Genomic DNA, 18052 nt, shown 5'->3' with positions numbered 1-18052 from the left:
CGCCACCTAGAGTGCGGCAACGGGACCGCTTTCCCGAACTGCTCGGAGTTGCCCCCATGAACCGTCGTCGTAGTACCCCCTCGCTCCCCCGGCCGGGCCGCTCGGCCTACGGGGTCGCGTCGGCCGTCGTCCTGCTCCTCATACCCGTGTTCGTGCTGGTGGGAGGTGACCGGGTCCGCGACTTCCTCAACTTCGGCGCGGGCGTGCTCTCGCTCGTCTCGCTCAGCTGCTCGGTGATCTGGGGCCTGGTCGCCCAGGACCGGATCCTCCTCAACACCCGCCAGCGGATCGTCGGACAGGCCGTGCACCGCACCACCGCGGTCGCCTCGATCGCGTTCCTGCTGCTGCACATCACCACCAAGATCGCCCTGGACCACACGGTGCTGATCGCCGCGGTGATCCCGTTCTCGCTGGGCGTCACCGGCAGCGGCGGACTGATCGGGCTCGGCTCCGCGGCCGGACTGCTGATGATCTTCGTGGGCGTCACCGGGGCGCTGCGCAGCAGGTTCGCCTCGCCCGCGCCCGTCGCGGCGCGCTGGCGGGCCATGCACATGCTGGCCTACCCGGCCTGGTGCGCCGCGCTGGTCCACGGCCTCTACGCGGGTCGATCCGCCAAGCCGCTCTTCATCTTCCTGTACGGCCTGGCCCTGCTCGCCGTCATCGCCGCGCTGGCGCTGCGTGCGGCGCCGCGCCCGGTCAAACGCCGCTTCGCCGACACGGTCGCCTCCCTCCTGGGCACGGAAGAACGCGCCGGCCGCGAGGAACCGGAGGCGGGCCGAGCCCGGGTGACGGAACAGGAAGGCGGTGCGCCGGCGGCGCCGGACGCCTCCGCGCTGCCCGGTTACGGCATCCCCCGGCAGCGCACCGGCACACCGGCCGCGGCGGCCTACGACGCTCCGAAGCCGGAGCCGGCCGGCGGCTTCGCGGCGGCCTACCGTGCCGTCTCCGCACGCGCGCGTGCGGCGCAGCCGTTCGCCGCCGACCAGCCCTACGCGACCGGTCAGAGCCTGGCCGCGAACCAGCCCTACGCGACCGGTCAGCCCTTCGCCGCAGATCAGCCGTACACGACCGGTCAGACCCCCGCCGTGGACCACGCCTTCGCCACCGACCAGACCTTCGCAACCGGGGCGTCCTACGCCGGCGACCGGACCGCGCGGACGGACGGCCCCCGGTACGCGCGCGTGGATACGCCGCTGGACACGCAGCCCACCCAGGCGATGCCCCGCACGGACGGCGGCGGCCCCGCCGGCGACTGGCCGATCCCGTCCCCGCCGCCGGTCGGCGAGGCGCCCCCCTCCGCGTACGACCCGCTGAGCGACACCGGCTACACCGTCCCGGCCTACGGTGGCGCGGACAGCTCCGGCTACGGGGGACGTGACCTGTACGACACCGGTGAGACGAACCCCCTGTCCGGCGCGTACCACTCGAACGACACGTACACCAGCGGTCCCGCCACGGAAACCCTGCCCGGCGCCTCCTTCGACGCTCCGGGTTCCGGCGAGCCCTGGAACACGCCTTCCGGAGGCTACAGGTGAACGAGGCCCTACCCGACGTCCCCGAGGTCCGCGTGGTCGGACTTCCGCAACTCACGTCGGGTTTCGACCTTGTCGAGCGACTCGATCTGCCGATGCACCTGAAGGTGCACGGGCCGCTCGAACCGATGGGCGGCGAGCAGCTCGCCCAGCTCGCCGAGCGCATCAACCTCAGGGGCCGCGGCGGCGCGGGCTTCCCCTTCCACAAGAAGCTGCGCTCGGTCGCCGAGTCGGCGATCCGCCGCGGGGTGCGGCCGGTCGTCGTCGTCAACGGCAGCGAGGACGAACCGGCCTGCCGCAAGGACACGGTCCTCATCAACCGGGCCCCGCACCTCATCCTGGACGGCGCTCTGCTGTGCGCGGAGGCCCTCGGTGCCCGCACACTCGTGGTGGGCGTCACCCGGGAGTCCACGCAGCGCTCCATGGAGGCGGCGCTCGCCGAACGCGGCCTGAGCAACGGCCGTAGATCCGCGCTCCGCGCGCGCGTGCAGCGCAACCCGGTGCGCATGGTCACCGGCGCGGCCGCCTCACTGATCCGCTCGATCGACGGCGGCCCGGCGATCCCGCCCGGCCGCAAGATCAGCGCCTCGCAGAGCGGCGTGGGCGGCGCACCGACCCTGCTGTCCAACGCCGAGACGTTCGCGCAGATCGCGATCGCCGCCCGCATCGGCTCGGAGCGCTACGGCAACACCGGCCTGTACGACGAGCCGGGCACCGTCATGCTGACGGTGTCCGGCGCGGTGGCGCGCCCCATGGTGATCGAGGTCCCCACGGGCGTGCCGCTGCGCTACGTGCTGCAGCTGGCGGGCGCGCCGCCGGTGCCGCAGGGCGTGCTGACCGGCGGCTACCACGGCAAGTGGATCGACGCGGCGACCGTGGACGAGGCGATCGTCTCGCGCAACTCCCTGGACGCGGTGGGCGGTTCGCTGGGTGCCGGGGCGATCCTGCCGATCAGTCAGGAGACCTGCCCGCTGGGCGAGTCGCTGCGGGTGGCGCAGTGGCTGGCCGAGGAGAGCGCCGGCCAGTGCGGCCCCTGCTACCTCGGTCTGCCGGCCGCCGCGCGTGGTCTCGCGGACATCCTGAACGGGGGCGGTCCGGCCGCCCTTGAGGCGGTGAAGCAGGTCGCCAAGAACGTCAAGCGGCGCGGGGCGTGTTCGCACCCGGACGGCTCGGCGATGTTCCTGGAGTCGACCATCAAGGCGTTCACCGACGACCTCGCCGCGCATGTCCTCGGCAACGGCTGCGGGCGGCCCGTACAGGGCGTGCTGCCGCTCTTCGAGGGGGGCAGGGGGCCGACGGGCCTGCCGGGCGGCGCGGCAGCCGAGGACACCGGGCCGAGCCGGCAGAAGATCTACGTCGACTGGACGCTGTGCCGGGGCCACGGCCTGTGCGCGGACATCCTTCCGGAGGTGTTCGAGCTCGGCGCCGACGGCTTCCCGACGGTCGCGCAGGCATCGGTGCCGCGCTACGCGGAGGCGAAGGCGCTGCGCGCGGTACGCCGTTGCCCGGCGCTGGCGCTGCGCATCGAGGAGGACACGCGCGCGGAGCCCGCCCGCGCCAATCTGCCGGTGCTCTCACAGGGCCGGGGCCGGAGGGCGCTCGGCCGCTGACGCGAGGAGAGGCGTGCCCCTCGGGGCCGCCTCTCCTGATGCCGGTGTGACGCACCGAACACGTCGAGGGCGGGCCATCCTCTCGGATGACCCGCCCTCGATTGCTGTGGAGCTAAGGAGAATTGAACTCCTGACCTCCTGCATGCCATGCAGGCGCTCTACCAACTGAGCTATAGCCCCTTGTTCCGCTTCGCCGCCCGGTTTCCCTCTCGGTTCCGCCGGCGACGACGTAAACATTACAGGGCCTGCGGGTGCAGCACCAAATCCATTCCCCTGGCACCCCACTTAGGGGCAAATGTCCGCTTCGCTAGGCCGTGACGAAGGAGTAGAACCGCTTGAGCGTGCAGTGCTCCTCGAGCAGCCGGCCGTAGATCGGCTCGCCTTCCAGCTCCCGGTACGTCTCGATGGGGTCGCCTTTTATGATCAGCGCCCGCGCGCATTCCTCGCACCAGTACTGGTAGTCCGGGTTGACCGGCTCCATGTCACGGACGATCGGCGTACCGCTGCCGCACCAGTCGCACTTCCGCCTGTGGGCACCCATGGGTCAGCTCCAGCTGTGGCCGCAGGCCGTACACACGTACGAGACTCCGCCGTTGTCGCCGAGGACTTGGGCCACATGCGCGGAACCGCAGGAAGGGCAGCTGAGCCGGGCCACCGTGCCCCGGGCACCGCCGACGTCGAAGAGGTGACCGACCTCTTCGAGGATGCTCGCAGGCATCACTACTCCCTCCCGTCGGGCCGCGCCCCCTTCCGGCCGTTTGATTCTGCCACGACGGGGCCAATACGGTCAGCGACGCCGTCGTACCGGTCCGGACAGGGCACCCACCAGGGCCGACGCGGCGAGCGCCGCATGCGTGTGAGAAGCGCTTCCGCAGAGCTATACGCCCCCGGGCGCCGAGTGACTCAAGCGAAGGAGAGGAAGCGGGCCCCGACCCTGCCGGGTGGCACCCGGACATGAAAAATCCCGCCCCTGGGGGACGGGATCATCATCTACCGATCGTTGACATCTCCAAGGAGTGTCGATCAGTGGAGCTAAGGAGAATTGAACTCCTGACCTCCTGCATGCCATGCAGGCGCTCTACCAACTGAGCTATAGCCCCGGGCTTTGTTCTTCCCGCTCGGGCGGGGCGAACAAGAAGAACTTTAGCCTGCGACCTGCCGGAAAGTGAAATCCGGGTCCCGGGCGCCGCCGGCGGGGCGCCCGACCCGGCGGTCAGTCGTCGTCGCCGAGGACGGGTTCCGGCAGGGTGCCGGCGTTGTGCTCCAGCAGCCGCCAGCCGCGGGCGCCCTCGCCGAGCACCGACCAGCAGCAGTTGGACAGCCCACCCAGGCTCTCCCAGTGCTGGGCCTCCAGTCCGAGCAGGCGGCCGATGGTGGTGCGGATGGTGCCGCCGTGGCTGACGACGACGAGCGTGCCGTCCTCGGGCAGCTTCTCGGCGTACCGGAGCACCACCGGGGCGGCGCGGTCGGCGACCTCGGTCTCCAGCTCGCCGCCACCGCGGCGGACCGGCTCACCGCGCTTCCACGCGGCGTACTCGTCACCGTGGCGCGCGACGATCTCGTCGTGGGTCAGTCCCTGCCACACCCCGGCGTAGGTCTCGCGCAGGCCCTCGTCGTGGGTGACCTCCAGGCCGGTGAGCGCGGCCAGCTCGGCCGCGGTGCGCGCGGCCCGCTCGAGGTCGGAGGAGACGATCGCGTCGGGCCGCAGCGAGGCCAGCAGCCGGGCGGCGCGGCGGGCCTGGGCCACGCCGGTCTCGGTGAGGGGGACGTCCGTGGAGCCCTGGAAGCGGCGCTCCACGTTCCAGGACGTCTGGCCGTGCCGCCACAGGATGACGCGGCGGCCCCGGCGCGGCTCGCCGCCGCCCCGGGAACCGGTGCCGGTGCCGGTAGCGGGTTCGGTCATCGCCAGTCACCGTCCGGTTCGACGGCCTCCTCGGCTGCCTGCTGCTTGGCGTGCTCCTCGGCCTTGCCGCGGGTGGCCCGGGCGTCCTCGGGCAGGTCGAGCTCGGGGCAGTCCTTCCACAGCCGCTCCAGCGCGTAGAAGACACGCTCCTCGCTGTGCTGTACATGGACGACGATGTCGACGTAGTCGAGCAGGACCCAGCGGGCCTCGCGGTCGCCCTCGCGGCGCACGGGCTTGGCGCCGAGTTCCTTCTGCAGGCGCTCCTCGATCTCGTCGACGATCGCCTTGACCTGGCGGTCGTTGGGTGCGGAGGCCAGCAGGAAGGCGTCCGTGATGGACAGGACGTCGCTCACGTCGTAGGCGATGACGTCGTGGGCGAGCTTGTCCGCGGCCGCCTGGGCGGCGGTGTTGATCAGTTGGACAGAGCGGTCGGTTGCGGTCACTACAGAGCTTTCCCTCGGCGGTCGGTTTGCCTCCAAGGGTCTCATGACCGCCGACGGCGCCCCGGGTGATTAAAGGATCACCCGGGGCGGGGCCGCCCCGCACGGCTACGAGGCGGAGGGCTTGTAGTCGCGGCCGACGATCACGGTGACGTCCGCGTTGCCGGACGCCGTGCCCTTGGTCACGGAGCCGGCGGGCAGGCCGAGGGTCTTGGCGACCTCGGCGGCGTCGTCCTTGTGCGCGGGGTCGGCGTACACGACCTGCGAGGTTTCGCGGGTCGAGGCGGTGCCGCCCTCGAGGAAGGTGAAGCCGCCGTTGAGGAGGACCACGCGGACCTTGCCGGTGTTGTCCTTCTCACCGCTGGCGTTCTGCACGGAGACCCGGAGCGCTGAACCCTGCTCGGGGCTCTTGGCGGTGCCGCCGAGGATGTCCTTGACCACACTGTTCGCCGCCTGGGCGCTCAGAGTGCCGTCGCCCTGCACCGGCAGCAGCGCCGTCTTGTAGTCGCCGCCCTTGGCCAGGTCGGCGAGCTTGGCCAGGAAGGTGCCGAGGTCCTTGTCGGTCAGGGAGGGGTCGAGGATCTGCTGGAGCGTCTGCACGGTGACCGTGGCGGCCTGCGGGTCGGACGACAACTTGCGCAGCACGCCCTGCATGACCTGGCCGAACCGCTGCAGCTGGGCGTTGGGCGCCTCGCCCGCGGCCCGGTAGGTGGCGTAGGCGACGGCCATCTTGCCGCTGAGGGTCTGGGCGGTGCCCTTGTGGACGAGCGGCGGGCCGCCCTTCTTCTTGGCGTCGGGGTCGGGGACGTCGGTGTCGGTGTCGACCTCGACGGCGCCGACGACGTCGACCAGGTTCTGCAGGTAAGGGGTGTCCAGACGCCAGGTGCCCTCGATGTCGGTGCCGAGGACGGTGTCGAGGGCGTCGCGGGTGCCGGAGGAGCCGTCGGCGTCGACGGACTTGGCGAGGGTGGTGGCGGTGCCGTCGTCGTCGGTCAGGGCGAGGTTGTTGGGCAGCAGGACGGTGGTGCCCTGCCGGGTGGTGCTGTTGTCGACCAGCAGCGCCGTGGCGGTGCCGCCCTTCTTGGTGTCGTGCAGGTGGACGACGATCACGTCGCGTTTCTGCGCGGCCACGGCGGTGGCGGAGCCGCCGGACTTCGTCTTGGAGGAGGACAGACCCGGCAGCTTCCCGGCGTACCAGAGCCAGCCGACGCCACCGGCGGCGACGAGGGCGAGGACGACGACCACGGCGATGAGGCGGCTGCGGGCGCGGCGGCGGGCCTCCTCGCGGCGCTCGGTGCGGTTCTCGGTGAACTTCAGCCAGTCGATGACGTCCTCGGAGTCGCCGTCCGGCTCCTCGACGAAGGCGAACTGCTCGGTGCGGTAGTCCCCCGCCTCCTGCTCCTGCCGCTGCCAGGCGCCGGTGTCGTCGTCGGCGGGCCCGGCCTGGTGCGGGATGTGGGCGGTCTGCTCGGCGACCCGGGGCTGCTGCCCGCTGGTCGCGGCCTGCCCGTAGGGGTCGTAGGCCGCGGGATCGTAGGCCGGGGTGTGCGCACCCGTGCCGTACGTGCCGTAGGGGTCGGCGGCCGGCTGGTTGCCGGGGTTCTGGGCGGGGACGGCGTACTGCTGGTGACCGTAGGGGTCGTGGGCGGGCGCCTGGGGCTGGTGTCCGGTCGGGTACGCGCCGTAGCCGTACCGTTGCGCGGCGTACGGGTCGTAGGGCGCCTGCGCGCTCGGCTGCTGCGCCTGGACCTGCTGGTAGACCGGCCGGCCGTACTCGTCGTATCCGACGATTTCGTACTGGTCGCCGCCGTGGCTGCCGTGCCCCGCGTCGTATCGGTCGTTCACCGGTGCCCCTCTCGGTTCACTCGCCGCGGTACAGCTCGCGTTTGTCGATGTAGCGCACGACTCCGTCGGGCACCAGATACCAGATGGGGTCTCCCTTGGCGACCCTCGCCCGGCAGTCGGTGGAGGAGATGGCGAGCGCGGGGACCTCGACGAGGGAGACGCCGCCCTCGGGCAGCCCGGGGTCGTCCAGGTGGTGGCCGGGGCGGGTGACGCCGACGAAGTGGGCGAGGGAGAACAGTTCCTCGATGTTGCGCCAGGTGAGGATCGCGGAGAGGGCGTCGGCGCCGGTGATGAAGAACAGGTCCGTGTCGGGGTTGAGGGCCCGCAGGTCGCGCAGGGTGTCGACGGTGTAGGTCGGCCCGCCGCGGTCGATGTCGATGCGGCTGACGGAGAACTGCGGGTTCTCGGCGGTCGCGATGACCGTCATCAGGTAGCGGTCCTCGGCCGGGGAGACCGTGCGATGGCTCTTCTGCCACGGCTCACCGGTCGGGACGAAGACGACCTCGTCGAGGTGGAACTGCGCGGCGACCTCGCTGGCGGCCACCAGGTGGCCGTGGTGGATCGGGTCGAAGGTGCCGCCCATGACGCCGAGACGGCGCTTGCCCGCGCCGGCCGGGCCGTGGCCCGGGGCGTTCAGGGGCGCGAGGCGCGGCCTCTCGTCGTGCGTGCCGTGCGGGCCGCCGGCCGTGTCGTGCGCCGGACCGGTAGGCATGTCCTGCTCTCCCATGCGTGCAGACCCTACCGGCCCGGCCTGAGGGCTCCGTTGCGGCCGCCGGTTCCCCGTACGGCCCGGGGCGGCCGGGGCCGTCTCGCGGGGCCCTTGGTCAGCGGTCGCGGTTGAACCGGGTGGTGATCCACAGCAGGAGCAGCAGGATCCCGAGGGCGCAGCCGCCGGTGATCGCGGGATTGAGGCTGTTGTGGTTGCCGCCGTGCTCTTCGCCCTCGGCGGCAAGGGTGACCAAGTGGGCGGCGGCGAGATGGATGCTCATCTTCGGCAGGACCTATCGCGTGTGGGCGGGATAAAGACGTCGGCTCATCGTAAGCGGGCGCCTTCCCGGCGATCACGCCGACTCCGCCGTTGGGGAACCTTCGCAGGTCCTCAGTCGTCCTTCCGCTTGTAGCCCCGCAGCAGGAACCATCCCGTCAGCGCACACCCCACGATCATCACGATCAGTACGACCCGGAGCAGATTCCCAGGCCCTTGCTGCTGGGCGGCGCTCGCGGCCTCGGTGAGCCACGCGGCTCGGGGGGTGTGCTCCATGGCGCGGAACTCCTTCGCTGTAGTGCCCGTCCACGGTAACTCCGCCTAGGCTGGGCTCTGCTTCGGGGGCGCACAGGGCCGCAGGGCGGCCACACAGACGCACATGGGGGATCACATGTCCGACGACGGCCACGAGCAGAGCGGGCACGGGGGCGTGCCCAGCAGGCAGCGCAGGCGGTTCCCGGGGATCTCCTCGCGGGCGTACGAGCATCCGGCCGACCGTTCCGCCCTGGTCGCCCTGCGCAAACTGAGCGGCTTCGACACGGTGTTCAAGGCGCTCAGCGCGCTGCTGCCCGAGCGGAGCTTGAGGCTGCTGTTCCTGTCCGACTCGGTGCGGGTGTCGGAGCAGCAGTTCGCGCACCTCAACGTCATGCTGCTGGACGCCTGCTACATCCTGGACCTGGAGAAGGTCCCGCCGATGTACGTGAACCAGGACCCGCAGCCGAACGCGATGTGCATCGGCCTGGACGAGCCGGTCATCGTGGTGACCACCGGTCTCGTCGAGCTGCTCGACGAGGAGGAGATGCGGGCGGTCGTCGGCCACGAGGTGGGGCACGCCCTGTCCGGGCACGCCGTGTACCGCACGATCCTGCTGTTCCTGACCAGTCTGGCGGTCCGGGTGGCCTGGATCCCGCTGGGCAACCTCGCGATCATGGCGATCGTGACGGCGCTGCGCGAGTGGTTCCGCAAGTCGGAGCTGTCCGCGGACCGGGCGGGCCTGCTGGTCGGGCAGGACGTACAGGCCTCGATGCGCGGCCTGATGAAGATCGCCGGCGGTAACCATCTGCACGAGATGAACGTGGACGCGTTCCTGCAGCAGGCCGAGGAGTACGAGTCCGCGGGCGATCTGCGCGACTCGGTGCTGAAGATCCTGAACGTGCTGCCGCGCTCGCACCCGTTCACCACCGTGCGGGCGGCCGAGCTGAAGAAGTGGTCGCAGTCGCGGGACTTCCAGCGGCTCATGGACGGCCACTACCCGCGGCGCAGCGAGGACAAGGACACCTCGGTGTCGGACTCGTTCCGGGAGTCGGCGTCGCACTACGCCAACCATGTGAGGACGTCCAAGGACCCGCTGATGAAGCTGGTCAGCGACCTCGCGGACGGTGCGGGTGACCTGGGCAGCCGGATGCGGCGCGGCTTCGGCGGGTTCGCCGGACCGCCGCCGTCCGAGGGCGGCTCACCGAAGGACACCCCGCCGCGCGAGGGCTGACGGCGCCGGGCGGTCCGTCGCGCCCAGCCTCCGGTTCGCGGCCTCCGGCTCACACCTTCGGCTGGGCGCTCGTGGCCAGGGTGCCGCACAGGGCCGTCGCGCTGCCGGTGGCGTAGGGGTCGGTGCCGGCCGGGCCGCCGGATTTCGCGGTCCGTCCGGCGAGCAGCGGGTGCAGGTGGTCGGTGGCGTCGTCAGCGCAGGACAGCGGGCCCGCCTGGACGTAGGAGGCGATCAGCTGGGCCTGGTGCAGCCGCAGGTCGTCGCGGTTGAAGCGGAACTGCAGCTCCCGGCGGACGGTGAAGAGGGATGCCGTGGCGTGCTCGCCGGAGCCGGTCGGGCGCAGGGCGTAGACGAAGGTGTGGTCGGCGGTGACCTCGAGGTTCGCGGCGTCGGTCTCGGCGGCCGCGAGGGTGCCCTGGACGCGGATCTTGTCGTCGGCCAGCTGGGCCTGGGAGGGGTCGAAGCGGACCATCCAGCCGGTGGGCGCGTGCCGTCCGTCGGCGGAGGGCCGGCGGAAGCTCTGGTCGAACTGGTCGAGCTGGTCCTGGTCGAGCAGGACGCGCACGGGCCGCACCTGCTGCCCGGTGAGCACCTCGGGGTAGAGCGAGGAGCGCACGATGTAGTCCTTGGCGGTGGTGAGGGCGGTCACCACCTGGCTGTCGGAGAAGTGCGCGGTGCTCTGGGAGGCCGGCAGCGGGATGCCCTCGGCCCCGATCCGGTACTGCGCGGCGGGGCTGTGCGCGTACAGATACTCGGCGTCGGCGACGCCGGGCACCTTGCCCTGCGGGGCGAGCGGGATGACGGTCATCCGCGCCGGGTCGGCGGGCCGGCGGGCCACCTCCGAGCTGTAGGGGTGCCGTACACCCATGTACACGGCGGTGCCGAAGGCGACCGCGATGAGCAGGACCAGGATCAGCGCCTGCCGGGACAGCCCCCGGTTGAGGGGCGGGCGGCGGCGCACGGCGGGGGTGTGCTCGGCCATGCGCTCCTCGGCGGAGTACTCCTGGAGGCGGGCAGCGCGGACGAACGACTCGTCGAACACGACGGATCGGTATTCGTCCTCTCCACCACCGGGGGCGCCTTGGGGTGTCCCCTCAGGTGGCTCTCCGGGCCCGGCCATATATTCAGAGTATGTCTCCGGGAGGTCCGGTAAACGCCCTGGTACACCACAACTTCTGATAGCGACTCACCTGCCGGGGACGGCCGCTGCGGGCCTGTTCGGCCCGCCGGTCAGGGTGTACGCGGATTGGCCGGGACGGCCGGACGCGAGTAGTCCGCGGAGGCCGAGGGAGCCACCGGAGGGCTCTGTTCCAGGCCGGTGGTCGCGGGCGGCGGGGCCTGTTCCCGGTTGCCGCCGGAGCCGCCGCGGTAGACCGCGGTGAAGGCCAGCGCGACCATGCCGATGCCCATCACGAGGGCGAGCATCCAGGCGACGGGCCGATGCCAGCGGACCTGTTTGGCGTACTCCCAGGGGGCGCGGTGGCGGCTGTCGAAGAGGTAGGGGTCGTCGAGGTCGTCGACGTCGCCTTCAAGGCCGTAGGCGCCGCGCTCCCCCCGGCCGTAGTCGTCGTAGCTCTCGCCCGGGTGGCGGGCGCGGCGGGCCGCCTCGGCCTCGGAGGCCTCGGCGCGGGCCTGGGCGGCGGCCAGGAGGCGTTCGACGGCGCTCGGCTCGTGGACCGCGGCCGCCCGTACGAAAGCCTCGTCGAAGACCACGGAGGCGAACTCTTCGTCCGACACCCCGCGGTCCTGGTCGTCGTCGGGCTCCCAGCCGTCAGAAAACGGCGAACCCCCCACGTCCTCCGGCACAGATCCAGAGTAGACCTGGGGGGTCAATTTGGGCAGACAGTAGGGAAATTCGTCCAAGGGACGGGACGGCTTCAGGCCATCTCCCGAAAGAGCGGCGGGCATACGCCATTCGCATATGCCCACCGTCCGAGTGGGACCCTCAGCGCCGCACGTGGCCGTCGCCGGTGACGATGTACTTGGTGCTGGTCAGCTCCGGCAGACCCATCGGGCCGCGCGCGTGCAGCTTCTGCGTGGAGATGCCGATCTCGGCGCCGAAGCCGAACTGGCCGCCGTCGGTGAACCGGGTGGATGCGTTCACCGCGACCGTGGTGGAGTCCACCAACTGGGTGAAACGGCGGGCCGCCTGCTGGGAGGTGGTCACGATCGCCTCCGTGTGGCCGGACGTCCACAGCCGGATGTGCTCGACGGCGCTGTCGAGGGAGTCCACGACGGCCGCGGCGATGTCGTACGACAGGTACTCGGTCTCCCAGTCCTCGGCGGTGGCCGGCACCACGGCGGCCCGGGACTCCTTGGCGTACGCCTGCACGCGCTCGTCGGCGTGCACGGTCACCCCGGCGTCGGCGAGGGCGTCCAGGGCACGGGGCAGGAACTCGGCGGCGATGTCCTGGTGGACCAGCAGGGTCTCGGCGGCGTTGCAGACGCCGACCCGGTGCGTCTTGGAGTTGATCAGGATCTCCACGGCCATGTCGAGGTCGGCCTGAGCGTCGACGTAGACGTGGCAGTTGCCGGTGCCGGTCTCGATCACCGGGACGGTGGACTCCTGCACCACGGTGTTGATCAGCGAGGCGCCGCCGCGCGGGATGAGCACGTCGACCAGGCCGCGGGCGCGCATCAGCTCGCGCACGCTGTCCCGGCTCTCCCCCGGCACCAGCTGGACGGCGTCGGCGGGCAGCCCGGCCCCGCCGACGGCGTCGCGCAGTACGCGCACCAGGGCGGTGTTCGACTGGTAGGCCGAGGAGGAGCCGCGCAGCAGGACGGCGTTGCCGGACTTCAGGCACAGGACGGCGGCGTCCACGGTGACGTTCGGGCGGCCCTCGTAGATGATTCCGACGACGCCGAGGGGGACGCGGACCTGACGCAGATCGATGCCGTTGGGCAGGGTGGAGCCGCGCACGACCTCGCCGACCGGGTCGGGCAGCGCGGCCACGTCGCGCACGTCGGCGGCGATGGCGCGCACCCGCTCGGGGGTGAGCGTCAGCCGGTCGATCATGCCCTCGCTCGTGCCGCTCTCGCGGGCCTTGGCCACGTCCAGGGCGTTGGCCTCGACGATCTCGCTCGTGCGGACCTCCAGCGCGTCCGCGATGGCGAGCAGCGCGTCGTCCTTCTCGGCCCGCGGCAGCGGCGCGAGGGTGGCGGCGGCGGCCTTGGCACGGTAGGCGGCCTGGGTGACCGGGGACATCGAGTCGTACGGCGAGAGCGTGGTCATGAGGGAAGCGTAGTGCGGCCGGCCGGAGCTCTCATCGCCTGTTCCACACCCCGAGACGGCATCAAACGCCCTCAGACGTCATCAAAAGGGGTGAACACCCACACGTGAGGCGGGCGGCGGGCCGTAACCCTCGGCGACGCGCTGGTGGTAGGTCTCGCGGTCGATGACCTCCAGGCCGACGATCTCCCAGGCCGGCAGCCCGGCGGTGCGGCGGTGCTCGCCCCACAGCCGCAGGGCGACGGCGGCCGCGTCGTGCAGATCGCGGGCCTCCTCCCAGTACCGGATCTCGGCGTGGTCGGGGGCGTATCTGCTGGTCAGCAGGAAGGGGTGGTCGTGGGCGAGCTGTTCGAGGGCGCGGCGCAGCTCCGGCAGCGGGGCCGGGTCGCCGGACACGCTGAGGGTGACGTGCCACAGCCGGGGCAGGTCCTGCGGTTCCGTCTCCTGCCGGTCGCCGGCCGCGACGGACGTCAGGGCGCGCTCCTCACCGGCCGCCCGGGGTCCGCGGCTGCCCGCGGCACCGCCGCCCGTGCCGCCACGGGATGCCGCCGCCCCGGGGCGCACTCGTCTCACGACGGCCACGACGGCCTCCTTCGCCCAGTGTTCGTGCGGATGTGTCCCTGAGACAGGAATGGTGTGCCTCGGACAAAGTCCAGCAGGCCGCACGGCTCCGCGGGGTGGTTTTGCGGAACGTCGCCCGCGGATGCGGACGTTTCGACCCCGCATCCGGGCACGTTCGACCCCATTCAGGGGTGCAGCAGGACCAGATCGTCCCTGTGTACGACCTCGCGTTCGTAGGCCGGGCCCAGCTCGCGGGCCAGTTCGCGGGTGGAGCGGCCGATCAGCCGGGGGATCTCCCTGGCGTCGAAGTTGACCAGGCCGCGGGCGACGGCGTTGCCCTGCCGGTCGCGCAGCTCGACCGGGTCGCCGGCGCTGAAGTCGCCCTCGACCGCGGCGATGCCGGCCGGCAGCAGCGACGTGCGCCGGTCCACGACCGCGCGCACCGCCCCGTCGTCCAGCAGCAGGGCACCCTGCGGGGTGGAGGCGTGCTGCAGCCACAGCAGCCGGTCGGCGGAGCGGCGGCCCGTGGGGTGGAAGTAGGTGCCGGTGTCGCCGCCGGCGAGGGCCTCCGCTGCGTGCACGGCGCTGGTCAGCACGACCGGGATGCCGGCAGCGGCCGCGATCCGGGCGGCCTCGACCTTGGTGACCATGCCGCCGGTGCCGACGCCGGCCTTGCCCGCGCTGCCGATCTCGACGTGCGCGAGGTCCTGCGGGCCCTTCACCTCGGCTATCCGGGAGGTGCCGGGCTTGCTGGGGTCGCCGTCGTAGACGCCGTCGACGTCGGACAGCAGGACCAGCAGGTCGGCGTGGACGAGGTGGGCGACGAGGGCGGCGAGGCGGTCGTTGTCGCCGAAGCGGATCTCGTCCGTGGCGACGGTGTCGTTCTCGTTGACGATCGGGAAGGCGCCCATCGCCAGCAGCTTGTCCAGGGTGCGCGAGGCGTTGCGGTGGTGGGTGCGACGGCTCATGTCGTCGCTGGTCAGCAGCACCTGGCCGACGCGGACGCCGTAGCGGGCGAAGGAGGCGGTGTAGCGGGCGACGAGCAGGCCCTGGCCGACGCTGGCGGCGGCCTGCTGGCGGGCGAGGTCCTTGGGGCGGCGGCGCAAGCCCAGCGGGGCGAGGCCGGCGGCGATGGCGCCGGAGGAGACCAGGACGATCTCCTTCTCACCACCGCTGCGGTGCTTGGCCAGCACGTCCACGAGGGCGTCGACGCGGTCGGCGTCCAGGCCTCCGGTGGCCGTGGTCAGCGAGGAGGAGCCCACCTTGACGACGATCCTGCGGGCGTCCCCCACGTCCTGCCTTGCCACTGCCACCTGCGCCGTCCTCACTCGGTCCCTCGCACCGCGCGCCAGATGGCGCGGTCTGCCGGGAAGGAAAATCTACGCGAGCGGGCCCGGTCGCCGCGCGCCCGTTTCGCACCGTGGACCTGCCGGTGGCGTGGGGGTGAGCGCGGTGGGCCCGCCGGGCGGGGGTTTTCCGGGGGCCGGGGGCTCGGTGGCCGCCGTGGGGTGCGCGGCGCGGCGTTTCTGTGCGGCCGGCGCCGGTGTGGACGCCGCGGGTTGTGCGTCCCGGCGCTGCGGCCGCCCGGCTCAGGTGTGGCCGCCGCCGCGGGGGTCACGGCCCGGCGTTTCCCCGCGCCCGGCGCCGGTGTGGCCGCCGTGGAGGTCGCGGCGCGGCGTCGGCATAGCCGCCGTGGGGTGCGCGGCCCGGCGCTTCTCTGCGCCCGGCGCCGGTGTGGCCGCCGTGAGGGTCGCCGCCCGGCGCCGATGCAGCCGCCGCCGGTTGCGCGGCCCCGCGCTGCGGGGTGCCCTGCCGGTCGCGTCTACCCGCGTGACGCGCGCCGGGCCTCCCACGCCGACGCGATCATCGCGTGGACGTCGTGGCTGGCCTTCCAGCCGAGGTCCGTCGCGAGACGGTCGGCGGAGGCGACCACCTTCGCCGGGTCGCCGGGGCGGCGGTCGGTGACCTCGGGGGCGATCTCGTGGCCGGTGATCTCGGCGATGAGGCGGATCATCTCCCGCACCGAGACGCCCTCGCCCCGGCCGATGTTGTAGACGAGATCGCCGGCCCCCCGGCCCGAGGCGAGCCGGCGCGCGACGGCGAGATGGGCGTCGGCGATGTCGGCGACGTGAATGTAGTCCCGCACGCACGTGCCGTCGGGCGTCGGATAGTCGTCGCCGAAGATCAGCGGGGGCAGCCCGGCGTCGAGCCGCTCGAAGACCATCGGGACGAGATTGAACACACCGGTGTCGGCGAGCGCCGGCTCGGCGGTGCCCGCGACGTTGAAGTAGCGCAGACAGGCGGTGGCCATGCCCTGGGCGCGGCCGGTGGCGCGGACCATCCACTCGCCGGCGGTCTTGGTCTCGCCGTACGGGCTGAGCGGAGCGAGCGGGGTGTCCTCGGTGACGACCTCGGTGGGGGGCGTGCCGTACACGGAGGCGGAGGAGGAGAACAGGAAGCTGCTCACCCCCGCCGACACCGCGGCGTCCAGCAGGACCTGAAGACCCGTCACGTTCTCGCGGTAGTAGAGGAGGGGCTTCTCTACGCTCTCGCCGACGGCCTTCTTCGCGGCGAGATGGACGATCCCCTCGACCGCGTGCTCACGCAGCACACGGTCGAGGAAGGTCCGGTCGAGGACGGTGCCGCGCTCCAGCGGGACCTGCCCCGGCAGCCGGCGCGGATCACCGCCGGAGAGGTCGTCCACGACGACCACCGGCTCACCCGCCTCGGCCATGCTCTTGACGACATGCGAACCGATGTAGCCGGCACCGCCGGTGATCAGCCAGGTCATCCGCGCAGCCTAACAGTCCGGTATATGCACTCTGTAAGTGTTCAGTGGCGCTGCGCGAGCGACGCACGGAACGCGAGGCATTCCTCGTACACCGGCAGGATGCCCGCCTCGCTCGCCTGCTGAAGCGTCGGGCCCTGGGCGTCCTTCGCGGACAGCTCGGGCTCGCCGCCGACCGGCCACTCGACGCCGATCGCCGGGTCGAGCGGGTGGACGGTCCGTTCGCGCTGCGGGGCGTAGCCCTCGGAGCACAGGTAGGTGACGGTCGCGTCGTCGGTCAGCGCGCAGAAGCCGTGGCCGAGACCCTCGGAGAGGTAAACGGCCTTGCGGTCCTTCTCGTCGAGGCGTACGGCCTCCCACTGCCCGAAGGTGGGCGAGCCGACCCGCACGTCGACGATCACGTCGAGCACGGCGCCGCGCACGCAGGTGACGTACTTGGCCTGGCCGGGCGGCACATCGGCGAAGTGGATGCCGCGCACCACACCGGCGGCGGACACGGAGAGGTTGCCCTGCTTCAGGTCGAGCGGGTGGCCGACGGCCTCGGCCATGCGCTCGGCCTTGTACCACTCCAGGAACAGGCCGCGGGCGTCACCGTGCTGCTGCGGGACGAACTCCCACGCGCCTTCGATGCCAAGGGGGTTGACCTTCATGAAACAGCCGTTTCCTCTCTCAGGCCCGCTCGGACTCGTGAGCCAGCAGATCCAGCAGGTAGTCGCCGTAGCCGCTCTTGGTCAGCGGCTCGGCGAGCTCACGCAGCCGGGCGTCGTCGATGAACCCGGCGCGCCAGGCGGCCTCCTCGAGGCAGCCGATCTTCATGCCCTGCCGCTCCTCGACCACGCGCACGTACTCGGAGGCCTGGACGAGGGACTGGAAGGTGCCGGTGTCCAGCCAGACCGTGCCGCGGTCGAGCACCGACACCTGCAGCTCACCGCGCTCCAGGTAGTAGCCGTTGACGTCGGTGATCTCCAGCTCGCCGCGGGCGCTGGGCTTGAGGCCCTTGGCGATCTCGACGACCCGGCTGTCGTAGAAGTACAGACCGGGCACCGCGTAGCGGGACTTGGGGTTCTGCGGCTTCTCCTCGATGGAGCGGGCGCGGCCGTCCTCGTCGAAGTCGACGACGCCGTAGGCGGTCGGGTCGGAGACGGCGTGCGCGAAGACGACACCGCCCTCGGGCTCGCGGTACTTGGCGAGCTGCCGGCCGAGGCCGACGCCGTGGAAGATGTTGTCGCCGAGGATCAGCGCGACGGGCTCGTCGCCGATGAAGTCCTCGCCGATGACGAAGGCCTCGGCGATGCCGTTGGGGTGCTCCTGCGTGGCGAACTCGATGTTCAGGCCCCAGTCGGAGCCGTCGCCGAGCAGCCGCTCGAACTGGGGCCGCTCGTCGGGGCCGGTGATGACCAGGATGTCCCGCAGACCGGCCATGACCAGGGTGGACAGCGGGTAGTAGATCATCGGCTTGTCGAAGACCGGCATCAGCTGCTTCGACACCGCACGGGTGATCGGCCACAGACGGGAGCCGGTACCACCGGCGAGCACAATTCCACGCATGGCCACGCAGCCTACGGCAGGCGGATGACCGCCCCGGACATCCACTGGGTGAGACGGAGGTGAGAACCGCCACGGAAACGGCGGCCGAACCGGGACCCAACCGGCACCGAACGGGAGGCTGCGCC

At 71.9% G+C, this 18052-nt stretch carries 19 protein-coding genes and 2 tRNA genes; 3 read left to right on the top strand and 18 right to left on the bottom strand.

Translation table 11 applies throughout. From position 1 onward, the window contains the following. The first annotated feature begins 56 nt into the window (after positions 1-56). Together ACF1GV_RS02050 and ACF1GV_RS02045 are read left to right on the top strand one after the other, a co-directional pair. Complete coding sequence (locus ACF1GV_RS02050; protein WP_391676963.1) at positions 57-1535, top strand: cytochrome b/b6 domain-containing protein; 1479 nt, start codon at positions 57-59, stop codon at positions 1533-1535. Beyond that, positions 1532-3142, top strand: a complete 1611-nt coding sequence (locus ACF1GV_RS02045) for an NADH-ubiquinone oxidoreductase-F iron-sulfur binding region domain-containing protein (RefSeq protein ID WP_391676962.1) — start codon at positions 1532-1534, stop codon at positions 3140-3142. Before ACF1GV_RS02050 ends, ACF1GV_RS02045 begins: the two co-directional genes overlap by 4 nt. A gap of 107 nt (positions 3143-3249) precedes the next feature. On the opposite strand, the gene ACF1GV_RS02040 is transcribed toward ACF1GV_RS02045, so the two are convergent. The 10 genes from ACF1GV_RS02040 to ACF1GV_RS01995 form a co-directional block, all read right to left on the bottom strand. Next, positions 3250-3322: transfer RNA gene (locus tag ACF1GV_RS02040), tRNA-Ala, on the bottom strand. A 127-nt stretch (positions 3323-3449) separates the two neighbouring features. Further along, positions 3450-3683: a hypothetical protein gene (locus tag ACF1GV_RS02035; RefSeq protein WP_003976229.1), complete on the bottom strand. Its 234-nt coding sequence runs from the start codon at positions 3681-3683 to the stop codon at positions 3450-3452. Positions 3684-3686: 3 nt separating this feature from the next. Further along, a complete protein-coding gene (locus ACF1GV_RS02030) occupies positions 3687-3860 on the bottom strand; it encodes a hypothetical protein (protein WP_391676960.1) in 174 nt (57 codons plus the stop codon). 309 nt (positions 3861-4169) lie between these two features. Further along, positions 4170-4242 (bottom strand) — tRNA-Ala (locus ACF1GV_RS02025). Between the two features lie 113 nt (positions 4243-4355). Next, complete coding sequence (locus ACF1GV_RS02020; RefSeq protein WP_391676958.1) at positions 4356-5045, bottom strand: histidine phosphatase family protein; 690 nt, start codon at positions 5043-5045, stop codon at positions 4356-4358. After that, positions 5042-5488 (bottom strand): ribosome silencing factor, encoded by a 447-nt coding sequence (gene rsfS, locus ACF1GV_RS02015; RefSeq protein WP_361638445.1) that lies wholly within the window; start codon positions 5486-5488, stop codon positions 5042-5044. The genes ACF1GV_RS02020 and rsfS overlap by 4 nt, the downstream gene beginning before the upstream one ends. Positions 5489-5593: 105 nt before the next feature. Next, the gene (locus ACF1GV_RS02010) at positions 5594-7330 is read right to left on the bottom strand and encodes a LytR C-terminal domain-containing protein (RefSeq protein WP_391676957.1); all 1737 of its coding nucleotides are present in this window, start codon (positions 7328-7330) and stop codon (positions 5594-5596) included. Positions 7331-7346: 16 nt separating this feature from the next. Beyond that, positions 7347-8057, bottom strand: a complete 711-nt coding sequence (gene nadD, locus ACF1GV_RS02005) for a nicotinate-nucleotide adenylyltransferase (RefSeq protein ID WP_391676956.1) — start codon at positions 8055-8057, stop codon at positions 7347-7349. A 97-nt stretch (positions 8058-8154) separates the two neighbouring features. Next, positions 8155-8319: a hypothetical protein gene (locus ACF1GV_RS02000; RefSeq protein WP_361638440.1), complete on the bottom strand. Its 165-nt coding sequence runs from the start codon at positions 8317-8319 to the stop codon at positions 8155-8157. Between the two features lie 110 nt (positions 8320-8429). After that, on the bottom strand, positions 8430-8591 hold the full coding sequence (locus ACF1GV_RS01995) for a hypothetical protein (RefSeq protein ID WP_363264715.1): 162 nt from the start codon (positions 8589-8591) through the stop codon (positions 8430-8432). Between the two features lie 115 nt (positions 8592-8706). Here ACF1GV_RS01995 and ACF1GV_RS01990 point away from each other — a divergent pair, with 115 nt between their 5' ends. After that, positions 8707-9801, top strand: a complete 1095-nt coding sequence (locus ACF1GV_RS01990; RefSeq protein ID WP_391676954.1) for a M48 family metallopeptidase — start codon at positions 8707-8709, stop codon at positions 9799-9801. Positions 9802-9850: 49 nt separating this feature from the next. Here ACF1GV_RS01990 and ACF1GV_RS01985 read toward each other — a convergent pair whose 3' ends face one another. From ACF1GV_RS01985 to rfbA, 8 genes are all read right to left on the bottom strand, one after another. Next, positions 9851-10921: a hypothetical protein gene (locus ACF1GV_RS01985; protein ID WP_391676953.1), complete on the bottom strand. Its 1071-nt coding sequence runs from the start codon at positions 10919-10921 to the stop codon at positions 9851-9853. Positions 10922-11031: 110 nt separating this feature from the next. Beyond that, positions 11032-11634: a hypothetical protein gene (locus tag ACF1GV_RS01980; RefSeq protein WP_391676951.1), complete on the bottom strand. Its 603-nt coding sequence runs from the start codon at positions 11632-11634 to the stop codon at positions 11032-11034. A 112-nt stretch (positions 11635-11746) separates the two neighbouring features. Next, on the bottom strand, positions 11747-13033 hold the full coding sequence (locus ACF1GV_RS01975; protein WP_391676950.1) for a glutamate-5-semialdehyde dehydrogenase: 1287 nt from the start codon (positions 13031-13033) through the stop codon (positions 11747-11749). A gap of 81 nt (positions 13034-13114) precedes the next feature. Further along, positions 13115-13603 carry a hypothetical protein gene (locus ACF1GV_RS01970; RefSeq protein WP_391678447.1) on the bottom strand — a complete coding sequence of 163 codons (489 nt, stop codon included), beginning with the start codon at positions 13601-13603 and terminating at the stop codon, positions 13115-13117. Positions 13604-13776: 173 nt separating this feature from the next. After that, positions 13777-14883, bottom strand: coding sequence for a glutamate 5-kinase (proB, locus tag ACF1GV_RS01965; protein WP_391678445.1), 1107 nt, complete (start codon positions 14881-14883; stop codon positions 13777-13779). 530 nt (positions 14884-15413) lie between these two features. After that, positions 15414-16382 carry a UDP-glucose 4-epimerase GalE gene (gene galE, locus ACF1GV_RS01960; protein WP_391676949.1) on the bottom strand — a complete coding sequence of 323 codons (969 nt, stop codon included), beginning with the start codon at positions 16380-16382 and terminating at the stop codon, positions 15414-15416. A 41-nt stretch (positions 16383-16423) separates the two neighbouring features. Then, on the bottom strand, positions 16424-17029 hold the full coding sequence (gene rfbC / locus ACF1GV_RS01955; protein WP_391676948.1) for a dTDP-4-dehydrorhamnose 3,5-epimerase: 606 nt from the start codon (positions 17027-17029) through the stop codon (positions 16424-16426). Positions 17030-17048: 19 nt separating this feature from the next. After that, positions 17049-17927 (bottom strand): glucose-1-phosphate thymidylyltransferase RfbA, encoded by an 879-nt coding sequence (rfbA, locus tag ACF1GV_RS01950; protein WP_363264721.1) that lies wholly within the window; start codon positions 17925-17927, stop codon positions 17049-17051. Positions 17928-18052 lie beyond the last annotated feature (125 nt).

Source organism: Streptomyces sp. NPDC014006 (assembly GCF_043088925.1).
Lineage (GTDB): Bacteria > Actinomycetota > Actinomycetes > Streptomycetales > Streptomycetaceae > Streptomyces.
This window is presented reverse-complemented; position numbering and strand designations above follow the sequence as displayed.